Origin of the sequence: Ruegeria sp. HKCCSP351 (assembly GCF_017872535.1) — a bacterium.
GTDB lineage: Bacteria > Pseudomonadota > Alphaproteobacteria > Rhodobacterales > Rhodobacteraceae > Ruegeria.
Window position 1 is genome coordinate 202,040 of record NZ_JAEDOV010000005.1, and the last position, 21,884, is coordinate 223,923.

A 21,884-nucleotide genomic window follows, 5' to 3' on the forward strand; every position below is an offset into this window, starting at 1 on the left:
TTGCCGCGGTTGCAACACACATAGCCGGAGATCTCAGATGATTGGAATTGTTGGAATTGTCGTCATTTTCGTGATGGTCTTCGGCGGCTATCTGGCCGCTGGCGGCAAGATGACCATCATTCTGAAATCGCTTCCGTTTGAAATGATGATGATCGGTGGTGCCGCGGTTGGTGCCTTTTTGATCAGCAACGACATCGGTGGCGTGAAACACACGATCAAGGACATGGGGAAGGTCTTTAAAGGCCCGAAATGGAAGCCCGAGGATTACCGCGACCTGTTGTGTCTGCTGTTTTCCCTCATCCGCATTGCCCGCGCCAATCCGGTAGAGGTGGAACAGCATATCGAAGACCCCGGCAGTTCTGACCTGTTTTCGTCCTACCCCAGAATTCAAGCCGACAAGGAAGCGGTTGATCTGATTTGCGACACGATGCGATCGGCAGCAATGAATTACGACGATCCGCATCAGGTCGAAGAGGTTCTGGAAAAGCGGATGGAGGCGAATTTCCACCACGCCCTGCATTCGAGCCACGCCTTGCAAACCGTGGCCGATGGCCTGCCCGCGCTTGGAATTGTCGCCGCCGTTCTGGGGGTAATCAAGACAATGGGGTCCATTGATCAGCCACCGGAAGTTCTGGGCAAACTGATCGGCGGTGCCCTTGTGGGTACTTTTCTGGGTGTCTTTCTGGCCTACGGTCTGGTTGGTCCCTTTGCGGCCAAGCTGAAATCCGTGGTCGAGGAAGACAACCACTTCTATCAGCTGATCAAGGAAGTTCTGGTTGCAAACCTGCACAATCACAATGCCGCCATGTGCATTGAGGTCGGACGCCAGAACACACCAACGCATAACCGCCCCGGTTTCTCCGAGCTTGAGGATGCGTTGAAAGAGCTTAAACGGGCCGCAGCATGAGGCAAATCGGGATACTGGTTGCAGCATTGATCACGCTTGCAACGGCCGCAACCTCTGAAGAGGTGACTGTGCGGTCCGGTGAACATGAGGGCTACACCCGGCTGGTTTTCTCCGTTCCACCGGATACGGGCTGGGTTCTGAGCCAACGCAAGAACGGCGCCAAGCTGGCAATTGACCTGAAGGGTGTCACATTTCGGACGGGTTCGGTGTTCGGGCGGTTGACATCAGATCGGCTGGCCGCGCTGTCGCAGACGCAACCCGGTGGTGCACTTGAGCTGGAATTCGGGTGCGACTGCACGGCGTCGGCGTTCCTGTTTCGAAGCTCGATGATCGTTCTGGACATTGCGCCAGCAATAGCCCTGCCGCCCTTGCTTGCGGAAATCCCTCCGCCGACCCGAAAAAATCCGGCAGCGCCGAAACCTGCCCCCCCGGAACACAAGCTTCTTTCCCAGCTGGACCTTCCGCTTTTGACCGGGAAGACACAAGGGATCAGGGATCAGTTGTCGACCCGTCTGGTGCAAGGGGCGGATCGTGAGCTGCTGGACCTGAATCTTGCACCTGTCGGACCGCGCCGTTCTGCCTCGTCCGAGGCCGTGACGCTGTTACCCGGATTGACGTCGAACATCCGCGTGACCTCGGTTCTGGATGATCTGCAGGACATTCTGAACTCTGGTTTGCAGCAGATCGACAACAACCCGGTTTGTATCTCGACGGCTGAACTGGGGTTCACGACATGGCCCGGGACGCGCCCGTTTCCAGAGCAGGTGTCCGCCTTGCGCACCGCCCTGTACAAAGAGTTCGACCGTCTTGACGCGGAAAGTGCGCTGAAACTGGCAAAGCTCTATGCCTATCACGGCTTTGGGGCCGAGGCGCTGAAGGTTTTGCAGTTATTGAACACCCCACCGGATGAGATTGGCCGTGTTGAAGGGATTGCACGGCTGGTGGATGAGCGGCCAGCACAGGAGCCAAATCCGTTCAGGGGTCAGCAACGGTGCAACAGCGACGTCGCACTTTGGGCCGTGCTGTCCGAAGGTCAACTGGCACCTGACGCACCTCTTGAAGCCATCGAACACAGCTTTGCAAAGCTGCCTGAGCATCTTCGCCGCCACCTTGGCGCGCGGCTTTCGGACATCCTGACAAACGCGCAGGAACTGGAGGCCGCGCGCAGGATCATGCGTTCGGTCGACCGGGTTGAACAGAATCCGTCCCCGAACGCCACGCTGGCCCGGGCTGGCGTCGCCGAAGCTGAAGGCGACAGCGCCCTTGAAGAGGCGCTGCTGACCAAGGTTACGACCTCGGCCGGGGCCAAGAGTGAAGCGCCGGTGGCTTTGGCGCGGCTGGTGGAAAAGCGGTGGTTCGACCGCAAGACCGTGTCCTCCAAGGAACTTGAACTGGCCGCGTCTTACGCGATCGAATTCCGGCGATCCGATCTGGGCCCGATGATGAACCGCACCTATGCGATTGCTCTGGGTCTGAGCCAGGATTTCGACAGCGCAATCGATGTGATCCAATCTTTGCCAGACGGCCCGGACAGCAACAGCGCCATCAATCGCCACCTGCAATTGCTGGCGGAGCGATCAGACGACCTTACCTTTTTGCGTCAGGTTACGCTGGTGCAGCAGTCGGGTCACATGGCGGCGCTATCCACGGATACCGCGATTGCACTGGCCGAACGCCTGTCCGTGCTTGGCTTTGCCGACCGGGCCGTTGCGCTGACAAACAGGCCTGAAGATCAGGCCCGGCGGTCAGAGCGTGCCCGTCTGCGCGCCCGCGCGGCGTTGCTGTCGGACCGCCCGCAACAGGCCATGCTTGAGCTGGCCAATGATACCTCGGACGAGGCGCTCGTCCTGCGGGCGCAGGCGTTGGACAAGGTGCAGAACTATGCTGCGGTGGCCGAACTCACGCAGAGCCGCGGGCAACAGGACGAGGCGAACCGATACTTATGGCTAGCCGGGTTGCCGGGGGAAAGATCTGGGCCCTCTGACGGAAAATACGCAATCCTCAACCAAACTGCGGAGGCCCTTTTGGCCCCGCCGGTTCGCGTGTCAGGCAAGCCGCTGGCGGATGCGGGAAGCCTGCTGGAGGACAGTCAGGCAACGCGTCAGAGGATCGTCGAAATGCTGAACACGGTCAGGGGGGAGTAAGGTTTCCCAGCCGACCAGACCAGTTGCACGGATCGATGCAGGCGGGACGGGGCGCGGTTCACGGTTCTGGCGGATCAAAAATCAGCGGTGTCAGGTCTGCATACCGCGCGCTTTTGTCCGGCCAGCCAAGTATCACTTGACGGATGCGGTCGGCACGATCCTGTCCAAGCACGGGGGCCGCAAACTGCGTATACTTGGCGATGACATCGTCCCGCGTCATGGGGGCCTCGGGGCCGCCACGGGCATGTATGTCCCCGGATTTCAGAACGCGGCCATCCGTTGTCCTGATCGTGACGTCTGCCCAGCGCCCTTCGGGAAACCGGACGCTGTGGTGTTCGCTTTCCGCGACCGTGATACGGGACATCAGATTGGCGACCGCAGGATCAGACAGGCCAGACCCTGAGATATGTTCAACGCCGATGCGCCCGTAAACAGCCTGAACTGCCACGGCAAATGGCAGGGAATACTGCGCTTGCGAGGTTGTTTCGGGCAGCCCCGCAAAAAGGCAGGCCGCCTGATGAAAGCTGTTGATATGCAACGCTTCGATCTGCGCGCTTGTCAGGTCATGCGCGATCATGACAGCGCGCACACCATCAATCGCGGCATGGGCCCAGCGACAGATCGGATAGGGTTTCACGTATTGATGTTCGACCTGCCAAAAGGTGCCCAGATCATTCCAGTAGGGTGTGACCTCTTCCGCCTCGATGGTGATGGCGGGCGCACCGGTAAAGCCGCGTTCGGCCAGAACAGCGGCGGAAAGCCCTACCATCGCGCCCCAGCCCGACCCGTCATGCAGCATTGTCGGGTTGGCAATCTCGCGCATCATCTGACTGCGTGGACCGTGATATTCGGCGATCCCCATCGCCTGCCGCATCTGGTCGGCAGATAATCCGCGCAGGCGCGCCGCCATCGCAACCACGCCCAGCGCGTTCCAAGCACCGGAAGTGTGGTAGTCGCTGACACTTGCGTGCAGCGACAGGCCCGCGCGCCCGGCCACCTCGTACCCGGCAACGACCGCCGCCAAAGCCTCGGGTCCGGTCAGATTCGGGCAATGTTCGGCCAGTGCGGCCAGCGCTGGCAACACGACCACCCCGATATGGCCCTTGGTGGGGTTATATCCGTCGTGACCGTCCAGATTGTCGGTTTGCGTGGCGGCAGCGTAAGCGGCACCCGCCATGCTGACGGTGCGGCCATCGAACAACATCCGTGCGCCATATGAAGGATCGGTACTGGCATAAAGCAACGCCGCCGTGTCCCGCGCGATCACGCCTGCCTGCATCGGGCCGGATGCGATCAGGACCCCCATCGTGTCGAGCATCATCAGCGCCGCAGCCTCTAGTGCGCTTTCAGGCATGTCCGAGGCCGCGCGGGTCAGCGTGAAATCGGCAACCCTGGAAAATGTATTTGTCTGCGGGTTATGCGCCATGAGAGCTCTCCTGTCGGGCGGGGCCGGTACAGGAAAGTCAGCCACAGGTAAGGGCGGGCTTGTACTCTGTTCCCGACGCCAAATGTCGGGAACAGAGGAAAACGAACGAAGAAGCGACCCTAGTAAGGGGCTTCGACGTCATTCATGGAAACGTAGACCGTTTTCATTTCCGAAAAATGGTTGATCGCCAGCTTCGAATTCTCGCGTCCGACACCCGACATTTTCGATCCGCCGAACGGGGCTTCGACCGGGGCAAGGTTATAGGTGTTGATATAACAGGTTCCCGCCTCGAATCCGGCCACAACACGGTGCGCGCGGGTCAGGTCATTGGTGAAGACGCCTGCGGCCAGACCAAATTCGGTGTCATTGGCACGGGCCATGACCTCGGATTCCGTGTCGAAATCCAGCACCGACATGACGGGGCCAAAGATTTCCTCGCGCGCGATGGTCATGTCATCGGTCACATCAGCAAAAACGGTTGGCTGCATGTAGAAACCGCCGCCTTCGATCCGGTTGCCGCCAAAGACCAGCCTTGCGCCCTCGGCCCTGGCTTTGTCGACGTAGCTCAGCGCGATGTTCAACTGGTTTTCGCTGACCATCGGACCAAAGCTGACGTCCTCGTCCATCGGATCGCCGATTTTGGCGTTGGCCAGACGTTCGGACAGGCGTTTCAGGAAGGCATCCTTGATCCCTTTTTGCACAAAGACGCGGGTACCGTTGGAACAGACCTGGCCCGATGAATAGAAGTTGCCAAGGATCGCGCCGGACACCGCGTTTTCGATGTCGGCATCGTCAAAGACGATCATCGGAGATTTGCCGCCCAGTTCCATGGTCACGTGCTTCATACCGTCAGCTGCCGCGGCATAAACCTTGCGGCCTGTCGGCACCGATCCGGTCAGCGAGACCTTGGCCACACGCGGATCAGTGACCAGCGCGGCCCCTACGTCGCCATAGCCCTGAATCACGTTGTAGACACCTTTGGGTGCGCCGGCCTCGGCCAGAATCTCGGCCACTTTCAAAGCCGAAAGGGGCGTCGTTTCCGAGGGCTTGAAAACCATCGTGTTGCCGCAGGCCAGCGCCGGGGCACCTTTCCAGCAGGCAATCTGCGTGGGATAGTTCCACGCCCCGATGCCGACGCAAACGCCCAGCGCCTGACGGATGGTGTAGACGAAATCGCCACCGCCCAGCGGAATATGCTCGCCGGTCAGAGAGGCGGCCAACCCGCCGAAATACTCCAGCGCGTCCGCACCCGATGTGGCGTCTGCCACCGTAGTTTCCTGAATCGGTTTGCCGGTGTCATGGGTTTCCAGAACCGACAGGTCATAATTGCGGTCGCGCATGATGTCGGCCGCGCGGCGCAGAATGCGGCCGCGTTCCGTTCCAGTCAGTGCGGCCCAGGCTGCCTGAGCCGTTTTCGCGCTGTTCAGAGCCTTTTCCACAATCGCCGGTGTCGCCGAATGCAGGCGGGCAATCACCTCGCCGGTAGCGGGGTAGATCACGTCAATGGCCGCGCCATCGGTATCCTCGACATAGGCGCCGTCGATGAAATGGCTGGCCTTGGGCTGAAACTTCATACCGTGTCCTTTTCGCTCGACCCCGTCCGGACGGGACATATGGTCGTTTGGAATCGGCCCTAAAGGTTATTGACTGGCCAGTCAATAAAATCATCCGAGCGGCAAGATAACGCCTGCCATCGCTCACAGACCTTGAAATTTTTGGTTAATGTTCTATGTATGTTCCACATAGTCAGAGGACAAACCGATGACCCAGCACATGCGCCACGTGGCACTGAACGGGCCAAACAACGACTACCATCTGCTTCCGGTAACAGACCGGCAGATGCGATATGCACGCGCCATTGCCGAGAAATCAGCGCTTGAGATTCCGGTCGAGGCGCAGCGCGACAGGCGGTTATTGTCCGACTGGATTTCCGCCCACGAACCGCGCGACACCTCGCAGTTCGACAATTACCCGACGGGCAAGCAGGTGGCGTTCGCCGAACGGATCTCACGCAGCAAGCGCCGCCCGATCCCGTCCGAGTGTTTTCGGGACAAGAAAATGATGTCCCGCTGGATCGATCACAACAGATAACCCTTATTTAGGGTCTTCTGGTGCGTGATTGCGGGTATAAAGCGCAACCGCAGCCGCAACAAACATACCCAGCAGAATGTAACCGGTCACAGCCTCGGACACGGCAAGCCCGCGGCACAGGCCGGTCGGGGACATGTCGCCATATCCGACTGTGGTGAAGGTGACATATGAAAAATACAGGACATCCCCCGGACCCTGCGCCCCGACCACACAATTATCGTTGTACCCAAAAGCTCCGTAAACGGCGGCAAACAGGAACGGGACGACCTGGATGAATGACACGCCCATCAGGAACAAAAGCCGTCGCGGCGATTTCACCTGCGTCATGTAGTACCAGGATTGCGACACCAGCCAGATCAGCAGGCCAATCGACGCGAATGTTCCGATCATGTCACCCGCAGCGGTTTCGTTAAGACGCGATAGCCCGAACCAGGCAAGAAAACTTGTCAGAACCAGCCCCAATGCAGCAATCAGGGTCGATTTCCATTCTTCCAGAGTTTTGGGTTTGCGGTGCATGAACGCCCTCTCAGCCTAGTCTGACGGTGATCATCCGACCTAAAGCAAGGGCCTGCAACCCGCTTTCAGTCCTGCCGCAAATGCGACTCGCCCCGCTTGCGCGCAAGCACTATTTGCTTTTGCCGTTCACGAAAGCGCATCTTGTCGGCCTCGGATGTCTCGTCGATGCATTGGTGACAGGACACGCCATGTTCATATTCGGGGCGTTTCATATCTTCGGGCAGGATCGGGCGACGGCAGCCATGGCACAGCTTGTGCGGTCCTTCAACAAGGCCGTGCCCTACCGAGACACGATTGTCGAACACAAAGCAGTCACCCTGCCACGAGCTGTCTTCGGATGGCATCTCTTCAAGATAGCGCAGGATGCCGCCTTTGAGGTGATAGACATCCTCGACCCCCTGTCCTAGCAGGTAATTGGTGGACTTCTCGCACCGGATACCGCCGGTGCAGAACATGGCAACGCGTTTGTTGTGAAAGCGGTCCTTGTTCGCCTCCCACCAGGCCGGAAATTCGCGGAAACTGGCTGTTTCAGGGTCTATTGCGCCTTCAAACGTGCCGATCGCCACTTCGTAGTCATTGCGGGTGTCGATCACCACGACATCATCCGAACGGATCAGATCGTTCCAGTCCTGCGGATCGACATAGTTGCCGACACGGGCGCGCGGATCGACATCGGGCTGACCCATGGTCACGATCTCTTTCTTCAGCCGTACTTTCATCTTGCCGAAAGGCGGATGGTCTGAGGACGCCTCTTTCCACTCCAGGTCCGAGCAACCGGGCAGAGCCCGGATATGCGCAAGAACCGCATCGATCCCGGCGCGTGGGCCTGCGATGGTGCCATTGATGCCTTCCTGCGCCAGCAACAGCGTTCCCGTGACGGACTGCGCGCGACACAGATCAAGCAACGGTTCGCGCAGCGCGACGGGGTCCGGGAATCGGGTAAAGTGATAGAGGGCAGCGATCATGTACATATGCGCGATCTACCCCCGCAAACCCGGAGTCGCAAGGGATTGCATTGACGCCCCGCCCCCGGCCCCCTACCGATAAGGCAGTTATACGGAGGCCGCCATGACCCATGCCCTGCTTGTCATCGATGTCCAGAACGACTTTTGCCCCGGCGGTGCCTTGGCAGTGGCCGGAGGAGATGAAATCGTCGCGCCGATCAATGCCATGATGGAGGAGTTTGACGCCGTGATCCTGACGCAGGACTGGCATCCGGCGGGGCATTCTTCCTTTGCCAGCTCGCACAATGGCAAAAGCCCGTTCGAGTTGATCGACATGCCTTATGGCCCGCAGGTGCTGTGGCCGGACCATTGCGTTCAGGACTCAAAGGGTGCTGCGTTTCACCCAGAACTGCGCACCGATGGTGATTTGATCCTGCGCAAGGGGTTCCGCAGTGGCATCGACAGTTACTCTGCGTTTTTCGAAAATGACCATCAGACGCCAACAGGCCTGAAAGGCTATCTTGAGACCCGAGGTATCACCCGTTTGACACTGGTTGGATTGGCGACCGATTTCTGCGTTCACTATTCGGCTGTAGACGCTGCCCGGTTGGGATTCGATGTCACAGTCCGTATGGATGCCTGCCGCGCGATTGACATGGACGGATCACTGGCTGCCGCCGAGCAGGCCATGCGCGATGCCGGTGTTACGCTGGCCTAAGGTGTCGCCCCGGCAGCAGCCAGCAGTTTGATCGTCACAAACAAAACAACGGCCAGCCCAAACGCCAACCCGATACGCCCCGAAATAGAACGCCGACGTGCCGAAACGGGCTGCTGTGGCGGTGGCGGCGGTTTGCGCACCTGACGCGTACGCACGATCCCGGCCATGGGCTGCGCCATCCGTATGTAATGCAGAAAGTCCCACAGGTTGAACTCACCGCAATACTCCCCCTGAACGCCGCGCGATTTTATGTTCTCAAACAGAGAACGCAGAATCCTGACCCGGTCCACCTGATCTTCGGCCGGAAACACACCGGGCACGATGCCGCTGTTCCGCGACTCGAGGCTGAACCCCGCATCCAGGAAAATCTTGCGGATTTTCGGCGATGTTCCCCGTAGCGCATCGGCTGTTCTGATGTCGCGAAACACCGCACACACCTGGCGTTCCACATCAGAGTCTGACCCCAGCTTTTCCGGGTCAATTTCGTTCAGTGCTACATTAACAATATCAAAATCGTACTCGAGACCCATTCACAAACTCAGTTTCGTCTTTCCATCCCCTTCTCTCACTAACCGGCGAAAACAATGCACAATATGCCCGTATTGTGACGTCATGCTGGCATTGTCACCAAATCAGCGACTCTTGCCATTCCCGTTGTCGATTGATCTAACTACGGAAATCGCAGGAGTTCCCCATGGTCGACATCGCGACCCGTGTCTACAATCACAAATGGAAGATTGACCCGATTGTCCGGTCTTTAATCGACACAGACTTCTACAAACTGCTGATGTGCCAGTCAGTGTTTCGAAACAAGCCCCAAACAAACGTGGTGTTTTCCCTGATCAACCGGTCGAATCACGTGCCTTTGGCCCGTTTGATCGACGAAGGCGAGCTGCGGGAACAGCTGGATCATATCCGCACGCTTAGTCTCAGCCGAGGGGAAAGCACCTGGCTGCGGGGCAACATGTTCTATGGAAAACGCCAGATGTTCCGTTCCGATTTCATGGAATGGTTCGAGAATATGCGCCTGCCGCCCTACCACCTTGAACGCAAAGGCGATCAGTATGAGCTGACCTTTGAAGGCAAATGGCACGAGGTCATGTTGTGGGAAATTCCGGCGCTGGCGGTGCTGATGGAACTGCGCTCGCGTGCGGTGCTGAACGACATGCGCCGGTTTGCGCTACAGGTGCTATATGCCCGCGCGATGACCCGCGTGTGGGAAAAGATCGAAAAGCTGAGCACGATCAACGGTCTGGGGATCGCTGATTTCGGCACACGACGACGGCATTCCTTCCTGTGGCAGGACTGGTGTGTGCAGGCGATGATCGAAGGGCTGGGCCCCGCGTTTACCGGAACCTCGAACTGTCTGATCGCGATGCGGCGTGAGGTTGAGGCCATCGGCACCAACGCGCATGAGCTGCCGATGGTCTATTCCGCGTTGGCGGATACAGATGAAGCGCTGGCGCAGGCCCCATATGACGTTCTCAGCGACTGGCATGACGAACATGACGGCAACCTGCGCATCATCTTGCCCGATACTTACGGTACCAAGGGGTTTCTGGACAACGCACCCGACTGGCTAGCGGGCTGGACCGGTATTCGCATCGACAGCGGTGATCCGGCTGCTGCGGCCGAGGTGGCCATCGACTGGTGGAACGCACGCGGTGAAGACCCGACCCAGAAACGGATCATTTTCTCGGACGGGTTGGACGTGGACAAAATCCAGGAATTGCATGCGCAGTTTGCTGACCGCACCAAAGTATCCTTTGGCTGGGGTACCTTGCTGACCAACGATTTCCGCGGTCTGGTTCCAAATGACGCGCTGGCGCCGTTCTCATTGGTCTGCAAAGCCGTATCCGCCAATGGACGCCCGACGGTAAAGCTGTCGGACAACCCGGAAAAGGCGATGGGCCCGAAGGACCAGATCGAACGCTACAAGCGGGTGTTTGATGTCGGAACGCAAAAGGCGATCGAAGTGATCGTCTGAACCACGGCGGCGCATTCATCATTTGTCAGCAACTCACCTGATGTTAGTTTGGGTAGCATTCCCATTGAGCATTAAGGTTGAGATGCAATGATTTTTGAACCAAAGAACTTCTACGATACCGGCGGATCCCGGGATGAGCTTTCACTTTTTTCCTACGCTGCATACCTGATATCCCGCGCGCAGTTTCTGCGAGCCGAAGGCGATGACAGCGACCTTTTCCTGTTGGGCCGCGGTTTGGAAGAAACCGACGATGCTGTTTTGTCCAAACAGCTTGTCATGCTCGGATTCCGACCAATTGACGACCGCCAAATGTCCGCCCGCGAATACATGCGTTTCTTTGATGACCCCGGAGACCTACGGCCCGTTGACCTGCTTACTTCGCCAGAGCCTGAGGGGTATTACCAACATTTGTTCGAGGCGATCCGAGCAGCAGAAGAACAGCCGAACGCCGAACACATCGGCGCTGCTTTGAAGATTGGACTGGCGGCCCCTGATTCAATTGTTGCTCTTGCTGCGCTGAGTTCGTGCCTCAAACTGTATTCGCCAGAATCCTTTTCACCACGCCTTTGGCTTGGTGTGTTTACGGCACGTTGGGCGCAATTGGATCCGCTCTCGCAAGATTTGCTTGCTGTATTGTCGTCCGCTCTGATTTCCGACCCGTCGATTTCGAGTGTTCCACCGGTGCCGGCGCAACAAACAACCGGTGTCCCGGGGTTGCTTCTTGTTCATGGCACTCACTTCGAAGTCAATCCTGACCCCACATGGTACTATCCCCATGTCGGAGATCTGCACAATTACATCAAGCCGCATCGTAACGACATCTATTCAGGGCAGAACTACTATGAATGGGAGGGCAGATGGTCTGATCGCGGTCGCCATATTGCTGCCAAACACTTGAAAAACTGGATAGATCTCGAGGTTTATCACGGCTGTGATGTGGTTGCCCACAGCCACGGCTGCAATGTCGTCATGAAAGCGGCCGAGATGGGGGCACATTTCAACAAAGTTGTTTTCTTAAGCTGCCCGGTACACTGGCATAAGTACAACCTGAATTCTGGCCGGATCAATGTGCCGTATTCTGTTCGGGTCTGGTTTGACTTCGTGATCCTGGCAGACGGCGGGAAACAAAAGTTCCCCGCCAGTGCCAACGTTGCCGACGAGGTGGTCGGAGGTTGGTTCAGTGGGCATTCTGCCACGCGAACATCGCAGATTTGGGGCAATCACGCGTTGGAAACAAAGCTGATCTGACTTGCCTGGGTAAGTGCTATCCGTGAAACGCGGCAACTGTCTTCAACTGTGAAAAGCCGTACAAAGCTTCGAACCCTTTTTCGCGGCCGTGGCCGGATTTTCCTACCCCACCAAACGGCAGTTCAACACCGCCGCCTGCACCGTAGTTATTGATGAAAACCTGACCTGAGTGCAGCGTTTTCGCCAACCGCATCTGCCGCGCACCGTCGCGTGTCCAGACACTGGCGACCAGGCCATAGTCGGTGCTATTGGCTATAGTTAGAGCCTGTTCTTCGGTGTCGAACGGGATCAGAACCTGAACGGGACCGAAGATTTCATCGCGGGCGAGCGGGTGATCCGGTGGCACGTCCGCGAACAAGGTGGGCCGGACATAAGCCCCGGTTTCCGGCGCATCCTTTGCGATCGTCCCTTCCGCCGCAATGATCAGATCGGCGCCTTTGTCCAGAAAGCTGTTTACGATCTGCTTTTGCCGGTCCGAGATCAGCGGTCCGACGCGAAGATCCTGCATCGCGGGTCCAACGCTGAGCTGTTCATAGGCCTCGGCCATGCGGGATTTGACCTGATCATAGACACCGCGCTGTACCAGAATGCGGGAGGAGGCCGAGCAGGTCTGCCCCGCGTTCTGAATGCCCGCATTCACCAGAAACGGCAGGGCGGCATCCAGATCGGCATCGTCAAACACCAACTGCGGGGATTTTCCGCCCAGTTCCAGCGTCACCGGCACAACGTTTCGCCCTGCGGCCTGCTGAACCAATGCACCCGTGGCCACCGAACCAGTGAACGAAATATGGTTGACCCCCGGATGCCCTGACAGAGCCGCACCCGCCTCGGCCCCCAGACCGGGCACAACATTCAGTGCACCTGCCGGCAGCCCGGCCTGTTGCGCAAGATGGGCAAAGGCCAGCGCGGTCAGACAGGCCTCTTCCGCCGGTTTCAGAACGCAGGCGTTGCGCATGGCCAGCGCGGCCCCGACCGAGCGCCCGATAATCTGCATCGGATAATTCCACGGCACGATGTGGCCTGTCACCCCATGCGGTTCGCGCAGTGTATAGACGGTGTAGCCATCGAGATAGGGAATGGTCTCACCCATCACCTTGTCCGCTGCACCCCCGTAGAACTCACAATAGCGCGCCAGCGCGATGGCATCGGCGCGGGCCTGTGTCAGCGGTTTGCCGACATCCATCGCCTCAAGCCGCGCCAGATCGTCCACGCGCTCCAGCACCAGCTGGCCCAGCCGGGTCAGGATGCGCCCACGCTCCAAGGCCGTCTTGCGCCCCCAGTCGCCCTTTAACGCAGTTCTGGCGGCGGCGACCGCCGCGTCAATATCCGCGCCCGAGCCGCGCGGGATCCGGCAAATCTCGGTTCCGTCTGACGGGTTGGTCAAAGGCAATGAGTCGCCCGATGCCGCAGGCGTCCAGTTTCCACCGATCAGGCACAGGGTGGGATCAAACCAGAGTGGTTGGGTCATTTTGGCCTCCATTCAGGCTCTAATAAGTAGTTTTACGCCGATAGCTTCCCGATTTCAGGCAGTTGGGGCGCGGCGGCGATCAGGGTTTGCGTGTAGGAATGCTGCGGGTCCGAGAATACCTGTTCAGTCCTGCCTTGTTCGACAATTCGCCCAGACTGCATCACCAGAACATGATCGGTGATGGTGCGAACCACACTCAGGTCGTGGCTGATGAACAGGTAAGTCAGATCATAAGCCTCGCAGAGTTCGGCAAGCAGATCGAGGATTTGGGCGCGCACCGATACGTCGAGGGCTGAGACCGCCTCATCAAACAGGATCAGTTCCGGCTGAATGATCAGAGCGCGGGCAATGGCAATCCGCTGGCGTTGCCCGCCCGAAAACTCGTGAATGTATTTGCCCGCATCATCAGGGCCGAGGCCCACTGCCGTCAGCATCTCTGCGATCCGGTCCTGGCGTTCGGAACCCTTTGGTGGCGTTTCCAACAGGTGAAAAGGTTCAGTGATCAGGCGCGCGACACGGTGGCGGGGATTGAAGCTGCCATAGGGATCCTGAAACACGACCTGCATCTTGCGACGCACCGCAAGGTTGGGCCTGTGGCCGGTGAAAACCGGCTGACCATCCAGCATAATCTGACCGGATTGGATATCTTCCAACCCTAGAATAGCCCGTGTTAGGGTCGATTTTCCACAACCTGACTCGCCCACCAGCCCCAAACGCTCCCCTCGGTTGAGGGTAAAGCTGACACCATCTACCGCGCGGTGGTGGCCCGGCGCGTCCAGCAGACCTTTGCGGGGAAGGCGGTAATCCCGGACGACCTGCGAAACCTCCAGAAGCGGGCGTTGCTGTGTAGGTTCAGGCAGAGTGACCTGATGACCCGAAGCTTCGAACAACATGCGGGTATAAGGGTGCTGCATATCTCGAAACAGGTTTCGCGTCGCGCCACTTTCGACGACCTCGCCGTGACGCATGACGACAATCTGATCGGCCATGTCCGAGACCACAGCCAGATCATGGGTGATCATCAGCAGGCCCATATCATATTCGCGAACCAGCCCTTTCAGCAGATCAAGGATCTGCGCCTGCGTGGTGACATCCAGCGCCGTGGTCGGCTCATCCGCGATCAAAAGCCTGGGACGCAATGCGATGGCCATTGCGATGACGACACGCTGACGCTGCCCGCCCGACAGCTCATGCGGATAGCGCGACAGAGGAAACCTGTCGGGCGGCAGTCCAACCCGCGTCAGCACCTCGGCAGCGCGGGTCCGGGCCTGAGCAGGAGGCATCGCCTTGTGGATCAGGATGGTCTCCATCACCTGATCGCCGATGGTTTTCACCGGGTTGAGCGCCGTCATCGGTTCCTGAAATACCATCCCGATGGACGCGCCACGCAAGGCGCACATCTCGGCCTCGGATTGGGTCAGCAGGTTTGCGCCGTCCAGTCGGATTGCGCCTTCTGCCGTTGCCCCGTTTGGCAGAAGCTGCATCACAGCCAGCGCCGTCATGGACTTGCCCGACCCGCTTTCACCTGTCACCGCCACGATTTGGCCCGGGTCGATGGACAGGTTCACCCGTTTCAGGATCGGCACCCCGTGGATCGACAGGGACAGGTTTCCGACTTGCAGCAACATCATGCCCGCGCCACCCTGATCCTTGGGTCCAGCCAGTCGCGCAGACCGTCACCAAGCAGGTTCAAACCCAGCACGGTGACAATGATGGCAAGGCCCGGAATCAGAGCCAAATGCGGGGCAAAACTGACCATTGTCTGCGCGTCTGCCAGCATCCGGCCCCAACTGGGCGTCGGCGGCTGTGCGCCCAGACCGACATAGGACAGGCCCGCCTCGGCCAGAATACCCAGTGAAAACTGGATGGTGCCCTGAACGATCAGCAGGTTGGCGACATTGGGCAGGATGTGTTCGGCTGATATCCGTGCGGCACCTTTGCCCGACACACGTGCGGCAAGGATGAACTCGCGCTCCCACAGCGACAATGCGGCCCCGCGGGTGATGCGGGCAAAGACGGGGATGTTGAAAATACCGATCGCAATGATCGCGTTGATGGCCCCGGCACCAAACACTGCCGTGATCAGAATGGCGATGACCAGTGAGGGAAAGGCAAAGACCAGATCGTTGCCACGCATGATCACCTCATCCAGCCACGACCCTTTGCGTGCAGCGGCTGTCAGGCCAAGGGGTACGCCCAGCGCCATGCCGATCCCCACGGCCACCAGCGCGACCGCAATCGAAGTGCGCGCTCCGACCATGATCATCGAGAACATGTCCCGACCGAAGTGATCCGTCCCGAACCAGTGCAGTGCATCGGGCGCCTGAAGCTTGTTGGGGATATCCAGCGCGGCATTGTCGTAGGGTGTCCAGACAAACGAGATCAGCGCCGCCAGCACCACCAGCGACGACAGCGCGGCGCCAAGGATCAGGTTGCGGCTCATGACCTGCTCCTTAGCCTTGGGTCAACGGCTGCGTAGGCCAGATCCACCAGAAAATTCACGGTAATGACGGCAAAGACCAGCAGCATCACCACCGATTCAACCACTATCAGATCGCGGGCCGAAATGGCCTGAAACACCAACCGCCCGAGGCCGGGCAGGTAAAACACCTGTTCGATGATGATCGACCCGGCCAGCAGGAAGGAAAACTGCAAGCCGATGATCGTCAGCACCGGGATCAGCGCGTTCCGCACCCCGTGCCGCCACAGGGCCTGACGACGTGACAATCCCTTGGCCCGCGCGGTGCGCATGAAATCCTCACCCAGAATGTCCAGCAGCGCGGATCGCATGACGCGGGCCAGGATCGCGGCCTGAGGAAGGGCCAGCGCAACGGCGGGCAAGGTCAGCGAGCGCAGCCCTGCCCAAAGACCCTCACCCCAGCCAACAAACCCACCGGCATTGAACCAGCGCAGGTTAATGGCGAAGATCAGCACCAGCATCATCGCGAACCAGAAATTCGGCACCGCGATACCAAGCTGTGTCGCCCCCATCACCGCCAGATCCCCGGGCTTGCCCCGGCGCGCAGCGGCATAGATCCCGGCGGGGAAGGCAATCAGCGTGGACAGCGTGAGCGCATACAAAGCCAAGGGCAGCGATACCCACAGCCGGTCTGCAATCATCTGCGACACCGGTGTGCGATAGGTGTAAGAGGTTCCAAAATCCCCGGCAACCATCCCCCCGACCCAATTGAAATACCGCTGTATCCTTGACCCATCCAAACCCAGTTCAGCCCGCAGCGCGGCCAGCGTATCTTCCTGCGCGTTGACACCCAACATGAACGATGCCGGGTCCCCCGGCGCGACCTCGATCACGGCGAAGATAACCATCGAGGCGACGGCAAGGCTGACAAGCAATGAGATCAGTCGTTTAAGGGTATAGCGAAGCATTGAGGCCACGTTAGGGTCTCAGCCGTCACGGGTCCAGCATCTACGTCACCGGCAGACCTGCAAAACCTTTTTCCCTTTCAGCCTTTCAATCCGAATGCGGGCCCTGACCCCGATTTACACCAAGTTTGTTGCGCGTTTTTCGATTTCGCGCGTTCCGTGTTTTGCTACACTTGTTCGAACCGGTTCCGCAGGCCAGAGCGGCCAAGGACCAATCCGGGCCGAACCAGGATTTACTGATAGTGTAGCGCTCATGCTGACAGAAAATAGAATTGAGATCGGGTTTCTGCTGTTCGATGGCTTTCCGATGGCTTGCCTGACCTCGGTCATCGAACCGCTGCGCGCCGCAAATGAGATCGCCGGGCAAGAGGCATTTCGCTGGTCTCTTGTGGCGGAAAACGGGGGAAAAGTTCGCTCCAGCGCTCAAGTGCGTTTCGAGGCTGAACGCAACCTCGCTGACTGCCAGCCGATTGATATTCTGTTCCTGCTCAGCAGTCCGACCTCGGGCTTCAGAAACCCGGCCCAGGGGAATGGTGCGTTGCGGGCTTTGTCACGGCACGGGACTATTCTGGGCGGTATCAGCGGCGGCGTTTTCCCGCTCGTGCGGTCGGGAGTCATGACCGGCCATCCGGTATCGGTGCACTGGTGTTACGAAGCCGCGTTTCTGGCCGAGTTTCCACAGATCGATGCAAGGCGCGAAGTGATCGTGTCGGATGCCACGCGGTATACAGCGGCCGGGGCGGCGGCCGCGTTTGATCTGGCCCTGCATCTGATTCAGGACCGGTTGGGCGGCGAAGTCGCGCATGAGGTGGCCTGCTGGTTCCAGCATCCGATGATGCGAGGGGAAGGTGTTCAGCAACAGGTGCCCAGTGCAAGCAAACCTGCCACGGGTGAAAAGCTGCCGCCGCTTGTGGCGCGATGTGTCGACCTGTTCGCAAGCCGTATCGGCAATCCGATCTCGATCGCGGACATAGCGGATCAAACGGGCGTCACACCCCGCCAGGTCGAGCGCGCCTTCAAACAGGCCACGGGGCAAAGCCCCAGCCATTATTTCCGCTCCATGCGGATGAAGGCGGCCCGTCAGATGGTTGTCTATACCAAAGACCCTATTGCCGACATTGCTGCGGCCATCGGATACAGCTCGGTCACGCCGTTGGTGACACACTACCGGTCCGCCTTTGGTTTAAGCCCCAGCGAAGACCGGCGACGGATCAACCGGTTTCGGGTCGAGGACAACGCCCCGCTGCCCTCAAGCTGATCTTGCCTTCAAAGCGCCGATTTCATTGCGGCCACAATCGCATGATGCAGTGACCCGGCGGACGATCTTGGCCCGTAGACGCTGAACGAACCAGAAGCACGGCACAGGACGAAACACCCCAGGTGATGGATAGACGTGCGGGATGCGGCACCGGCCGCCATTTTTCGGCAATCCAGACTGCTTAGCAATTCCAGCACTGCCAACACGCCCTCTCCGTCCAGATCAAACCTGACCCATGCGTCTGTCTGTTCGGAAACCGATGCGGTGTCCCCAGTGTTTTCTTTCACCAGATGCGCCAGATCTTCATGCGTTTCAAAAGGCGCTTCGATCATCCATTGATCAGGCCCGGTCCAGAAGGCAATGATCGGCCCGCCGGTAAATTGCCCGACGGCGGGCGTTTCAGCGCCGATCAATTGGGATACGGCGCTCCGGGTTTTGTCTTCCCGACGCTGCCGAGCGGCGACCGAGGCCAGCGCCACACCCGGAGTTTCGGTACAGGTCACGCTTCCGACCCTGTCGATCTTGGGTTCGGTTCCACCCAGCGCGGTTATTGCTACAAGATCATGCACGGAGCCGTTCTCCCTCGGGGTCGACGAAATGGGCCGAGACGATTTCAACCTCGACCGTCAGATCGGTCACTGGCGACACAAGGCGCATCTTTTCGCCCTGACGTGTGCCGCCGTTTTTCAAAAAGCCAAGGCCGATATGGCTGTCCAGCGACGGCGAAAATGCCGCCGATGTGACATAGCCCTGATCATGGGCAGCATCCACGGGACCCGTGGCATCCATCAGATGCCCTCCGGCGGTTACCTTGTCGCCAGCGTTCACAGGCTTGATGCCAACCATCATCAAAGCGCCTGGTTCGTTCAGCCCTTCACGCTCGGACAGGATTGAGCCGATGCTGTCTTTATTCTTGGATACCATCCGACCCATTCCAAGGTTCAGGGCGGTGGTGGTTCCGTTCAACTCGTTGCCTGCGGCGTGACCCTTTTCGATCCGCATGACGCCCAGCGCTTCGGTGCCGTAGGGTACGACGTCGAACTCGCCGCCTTCCTGCATCAACCGCCGCATCAGCGCGTCGCCGTATCGCGATGGAACCGCGATTTCAAATGCCAATTCGCCCGAGAAGGAAATCCGGAACAACCGCGCCCGCAACCCGCCGCATACGGTGATGTTGCCGCAAGCCATGAACGGGAAGCCTTCGTTCGAGATGTCGAAATCGGGGTCCACGATCTTTTGCAGCAGTTTGCGCGAATTGGGTCCGGCTACCGCGTATTGTGCCCAGGCTTCGGTGGTCGAGATCAGCTGTACATCCATGTCCGGGAACAGGCATTGCCGGACAAATTCCATATGCTGGTAGACCTTGACCGCATTGGCGGTCGTGGTGGTGACCACGAAATGATCCTCGGCCAGACGCGCGGCGGTACCGTCATCCATCGCAATTCCGTCTTCGCGCAACATCAGCCCATAGCGGGTTTTGCCGACGGCCAGTTTGGCAAATCCGTTGCAATAGACCCTGTTCAGGAAATCCGCCGCATCCGCACCCTGAACATCAATCTTTCCAAGCGTGGTGCAGTCGCACACCCCGACCGAGGCGCGGGTCTGGCGCACTTCACGGTCCACGGATTCCCGCCAATGGGTTTCACCGGGCAGCGGGAACCACTGCGCGCGCAGCCAATTGCCGACCTCGACAAACACCGCGCCGCGTTCCTTGGCCCAGTAATGTGACGGGGTAAGGCGAGTGGGATGAAACTCCTTGCCTTTCATCCGGCCAGCAAAGGTTGCAATCGGAACGGGCGTATAGGGCGGGCGGAAGATCGTGGTGCCGGTTTCCGGAATGGACTTACCCGCAAGCTCGGCCATGATCGCAAGCCCGCCCATGTTCGATGTCTTGCCCTGATCGGTGGCCATGCCCAAGGTGGTGTAGCGTTTCAAATGCTCGACCGAGCGGAACCCTTCCTGATGGCTGAGCTTCACATCTTTGACGGTCACGTCATTCTGCTGATCCAGCCACGCGCGGCTGCAACCCTGAACATACCAGAACGGTGTCTGCGAGATCGGGGTATCCTCGGCCTTAGGCAGATCGGGCAGCGGGCCTTTCAGGCCCAGCGCCTGCGCCGCGCCTTCTGCCCCGGATTGCAGGGCGCCATGGGTGGACATAACACCATTTGCCGCCCCCGCGACGGACAGCCCAGGCGGCAAGTCCGCTCCGGGGACAAAGGCCGCCAGATCGTCGTTCCACGCGGGACGCCCTCGTTGATGGCAGGTCAGATGCACGTTGGGGTTCCAGCCACCCGAGACGCCAAGCGCCCCGCAGTCCAGCGTGCGCGACGACCCTTCTGCCAGCTCAACCTCGACAAAGGTCAGCCCCAGTCGGCCTTTGGTGTCCCTGACCTGCGCGCCCTGCAGAACCTCATAGTCATGGCTGGTCGGAGCGTCGTCACGAACATCGACGACGGCAGCAATCCTGATACCTTTTGCATGCAAATCCGCAGCGGTGCGGTGGCCATCATCGTTGTTCGTAAAGATAGCGACACGTTGCGCCGCCGTGGTTGCAAACCGATTTGCATAGGTGCGCAACGCGCTGGCCAGCATGATGCCGGGCCTGTCGTTGTTTTCAAACGCGATGGGCCGCTCGGTCGCGCCAGCACATAACAGGGCGTGTTTGGCGTAGATGCGCCAGAGGATCTGCCGCGGTTTACCGGAAGGCAAAGAAGCAAGATGATCGCCCGTCCGCTCAACTGCGCCATAAATGCCGTGATCAAATGCACCGATCACGGTCGTGCGCGACATCATGCGAACGTTGGGCAATGCAGACAATTCAGCGACGCTCTGCTTAACCCATTCGGTCGCATCGCCGTCGTTCAGCGAAAAGGTTTCGCTGTTGAGTCGCCCGCCAAGCGCGAAATCCTCATCCGCAAGAATGACCTCGGAGCCAGCCCGGCCTGCCGTCAATGCCGCCATCAATCCGGCTGGACCCGCGCCGATAATCAGCAGATCGCAATGCCGAAACCCCTTGTCATACTCATCGGGGTCTTCCTGCATCGACAACGACCCAAGTCCCGCAGCGCGGCGGATCATCGGCTCGTACAGCTTTTCCCAGAACGCGGCAGGCCACATGAAGGTTTTGTAGTAGAACCCCGCCGTCAGAAAGGTCGAGAATCTGTCGTTGATCGCCAGAGCATCGAATTTCAGGCTGGGCCAGCGGTTTTGGGAATGGGCTTCAAGCCCTTCGAACATCTCAACGGTCGTGGCACGGGTGTTGGGTTCCTGACGGTTGCCGGTGCGCAGTTCGACAAGGGCGTTGGGTTCTTCCGAACCGGCAGTCAGCACGCCACGCGGGCGATGGTATTTGAACGACCGGCCCATCAAGCGCACGCCATTGGCCAGAAGGGCCGAGGCCAGCGTATCGCCCGGATGCGCAGAGTAACTGCGATTGTCGAAATTGAAGTTCAGGGTTTTGGTGCGGTCGATCTGACCGCCGCTCAGCCTGTTGTCTTGAGTCATTTGGAGCGCCCCTGTGCCCGGGCCACGTCACGGGCCAGTTCCACTTTGGAAATCTCATGTGTCGCGGTATTGCGGGTCACGACCAGCCAGGATCGGTCGCCCCCCTCATGGAACCACAACTCGCGGTGTTCGCCGGCTGGATTGTCGCGCAGATAGGCGTAGTCATAAAACGCTTCGGTCGCGTCTTCGGCCTGCCAGTCGGGCCTGTTGATCAACGAGGCGTCTCCCAGATAGACGAATTCGGAACTGTCACGCGGGCCCAGCAAGGGATGATGGATGATCATGG

General features: G+C 59.1%; 19 protein-coding genes. 7 read left to right on the forward strand and 12 right to left on the reverse strand.

The genetic code is table 11. The annotated features are described in order from the left end of the window. The first annotated feature begins 37 nt into the window (after positions 1-37). Positions 38-907, forward strand: a complete 870-nt coding sequence (gene motA, locus I9182_RS12445; protein WP_209505140.1) for a flagellar motor stator protein MotA — start codon at positions 38-40, stop codon at positions 905-907. Further along, positions 904-3,051, forward strand: coding sequence for a hypothetical protein (locus I9182_RS12450; RefSeq protein WP_209598458.1), 2,148 nt, complete (start codon positions 904-906; stop codon positions 3,049-3,051). Before motA ends, I9182_RS12450 begins: the two co-directional genes overlap by 4 nt. Positions 3,052-3,109: 58 nt before the next feature. On the opposite strand, the gene I9182_RS12455 is transcribed toward I9182_RS12450, so the two are convergent. After that, the gene (locus I9182_RS12455) at positions 3,110-4,477 is read right to left on the reverse strand and encodes an MmgE/PrpD family protein (protein ID WP_209598459.1); all 1,368 of its coding nucleotides are present in this window, start codon (positions 4,475-4,477) and stop codon (positions 3,110-3,112) included. A gap of 119 nt (positions 4,478-4,596) precedes the next feature. Next, the gene (gene betB, locus I9182_RS12460) at positions 4,597-6,051 is read right to left on the reverse strand and encodes a betaine-aldehyde dehydrogenase (protein ID WP_209598460.1); all 1,455 of its coding nucleotides are present in this window, start codon (positions 6,049-6,051) and stop codon (positions 4,597-4,599) included. 187 nt (positions 6,052-6,238) lie between these two features. Between betB and I9182_RS12465 the strand changes: the two genes are divergently transcribed. Beyond that, a complete protein-coding gene (locus I9182_RS12465) occupies positions 6,239-6,568 on the forward strand; it encodes a hypothetical protein (RefSeq protein WP_209505144.1) in 330 nt (109 codons plus the stop codon). 3 nt (positions 6,569-6,571) lie between these two features. On the opposite strand, the gene I9182_RS12470 is transcribed toward I9182_RS12465, so the two are convergent. Both I9182_RS12470 and I9182_RS12475 read right to left on the reverse strand, forming a co-directional pair. Then, the gene (locus tag I9182_RS12470) at positions 6,572-7,084 is read right to left on the reverse strand and encodes a potassium channel family protein (protein WP_209598461.1); all 513 of its coding nucleotides are present in this window, start codon (positions 7,082-7,084) and stop codon (positions 6,572-6,574) included. Positions 7,085-7,149: 65 nt separating this feature from the next. Beyond that, complete coding sequence (locus I9182_RS12475) at positions 7,150-8,055, reverse strand: rhodanese-related sulfurtransferase (protein WP_209598462.1); 906 nt, start codon at positions 8,053-8,055, stop codon at positions 7,150-7,152. 97 nt (positions 8,056-8,152) lie between these two features. Here I9182_RS12475 and pncA point away from each other — a divergent pair, with 97 nt between their 5' ends. Continuing rightward, positions 8,153-8,746 (forward strand): bifunctional nicotinamidase/pyrazinamidase, encoded by a 594-nt coding sequence (gene pncA, locus I9182_RS12480; protein WP_209598463.1) that lies wholly within the window; start codon positions 8,153-8,155, stop codon positions 8,744-8,746. On the opposite strand, the gene I9182_RS12485 is transcribed toward pncA, so the two are convergent. Then, positions 8,743-9,276, reverse strand: a complete 534-nt coding sequence (locus I9182_RS12485) for a hypothetical protein (protein ID WP_209598464.1) — start codon at positions 9,274-9,276, stop codon at positions 8,743-8,745. The two genes, pncA and I9182_RS12485, sit on opposite strands and share 4 nt — an antisense overlap. A gap of 164 nt (positions 9,277-9,440) precedes the next feature. On the opposite strand from I9182_RS12485, the gene pncB reads away from it, so the two are divergent. Both pncB and I9182_RS12495 read left to right on the forward strand, forming a co-directional pair. Continuing rightward, positions 9,441-10,733, forward strand: coding sequence for a nicotinate phosphoribosyltransferase (gene pncB / locus I9182_RS12490; RefSeq protein WP_209598465.1), 1,293 nt, complete (start codon positions 9,441-9,443; stop codon positions 10,731-10,733). A gap of 87 nt (positions 10,734-10,820) precedes the next feature. Beyond that, positions 10,821-11,981, forward strand: coding sequence for a hypothetical protein (locus tag I9182_RS12495; RefSeq protein ID WP_209598466.1), 1,161 nt, complete (start codon positions 10,821-10,823; stop codon positions 11,979-11,981). A gap of 16 nt (positions 11,982-11,997) precedes the next feature. Here I9182_RS12495 and I9182_RS12500 read toward each other — a convergent pair whose 3' ends face one another. Genes I9182_RS12500 through I9182_RS12515 form a run of 4 tightly spaced genes read right to left on the reverse strand, consistent with a single transcriptional unit; the run spans position 11,998 to position 16,836 of the window. Then, positions 11,998-13,449 (reverse strand): aldehyde dehydrogenase family protein, encoded by a 1,452-nt coding sequence (locus I9182_RS12500; RefSeq protein WP_209598467.1) that lies wholly within the window; start codon positions 13,447-13,449, stop codon positions 11,998-12,000. A gap of 32 nt (positions 13,450-13,481) precedes the next feature. Next, positions 13,482-15,080, reverse strand: a complete 1,599-nt coding sequence (locus tag I9182_RS12505; RefSeq protein WP_209505152.1) for a dipeptide ABC transporter ATP-binding protein — start codon at positions 15,078-15,080, stop codon at positions 13,482-13,484. Then, positions 15,077-15,892 carry an ABC transporter permease gene (locus tag I9182_RS12510; protein ID WP_209505153.1) on the reverse strand — a complete coding sequence of 272 codons (816 nt, stop codon included), beginning with the start codon at positions 15,890-15,892 and terminating at the stop codon, positions 15,077-15,079. The genes I9182_RS12505 and I9182_RS12510 overlap by 4 nt, the downstream gene beginning before the upstream one ends. After that, positions 15,889-16,836 (reverse strand): ABC transporter permease, encoded by a 948-nt coding sequence (locus I9182_RS12515; protein WP_209598468.1) that lies wholly within the window; start codon positions 16,834-16,836, stop codon positions 15,889-15,891. Before I9182_RS12515 ends, I9182_RS12510 begins: the two co-directional genes overlap by 4 nt. 250 nt (positions 16,837-17,086) lie before the next feature. Between I9182_RS12515 and I9182_RS12520 the strand changes: the two genes are divergently transcribed. Next, on the forward strand, positions 17,087-18,091 hold the full coding sequence (locus I9182_RS12520) for a helix-turn-helix domain-containing protein (RefSeq protein ID WP_209505155.1): 1,005 nt from the start codon (positions 17,087-17,089) through the stop codon (positions 18,089-18,091). 8 nt (positions 18,092-18,099) lie between these two features. Here I9182_RS12520 and I9182_RS12525 read toward each other — a convergent pair whose 3' ends face one another. The 3 genes from I9182_RS12525 to I9182_RS12535 are packed head-to-tail and all read right to left on the reverse strand — an operon-like array spanning position 18,100 to position 21,882. After that, positions 18,100-18,660 carry a sarcosine oxidase subunit gamma gene (locus tag I9182_RS12525; RefSeq protein ID WP_209598469.1) on the reverse strand — a complete coding sequence of 187 codons (561 nt, stop codon included), beginning with the start codon at positions 18,658-18,660 and terminating at the stop codon, positions 18,100-18,102. Next, positions 18,653-21,598: a sarcosine oxidase subunit alpha family protein gene (locus I9182_RS12530; RefSeq protein ID WP_209598470.1), complete on the reverse strand. Its 2,946-nt coding sequence runs from the start codon at positions 21,596-21,598 to the stop codon at positions 18,653-18,655. The genes I9182_RS12525 and I9182_RS12530 overlap by 8 nt, the downstream gene beginning before the upstream one ends. Then, positions 21,595-21,882 (reverse strand): sarcosine oxidase subunit delta, encoded by a 288-nt coding sequence (locus tag I9182_RS12535; RefSeq protein WP_209505158.1) that lies wholly within the window; start codon positions 21,880-21,882, stop codon positions 21,595-21,597. The genes I9182_RS12530 and I9182_RS12535 overlap by 4 nt, the downstream gene beginning before the upstream one ends. Positions 21,883-21,884: the final 2 nt, after the last annotated feature.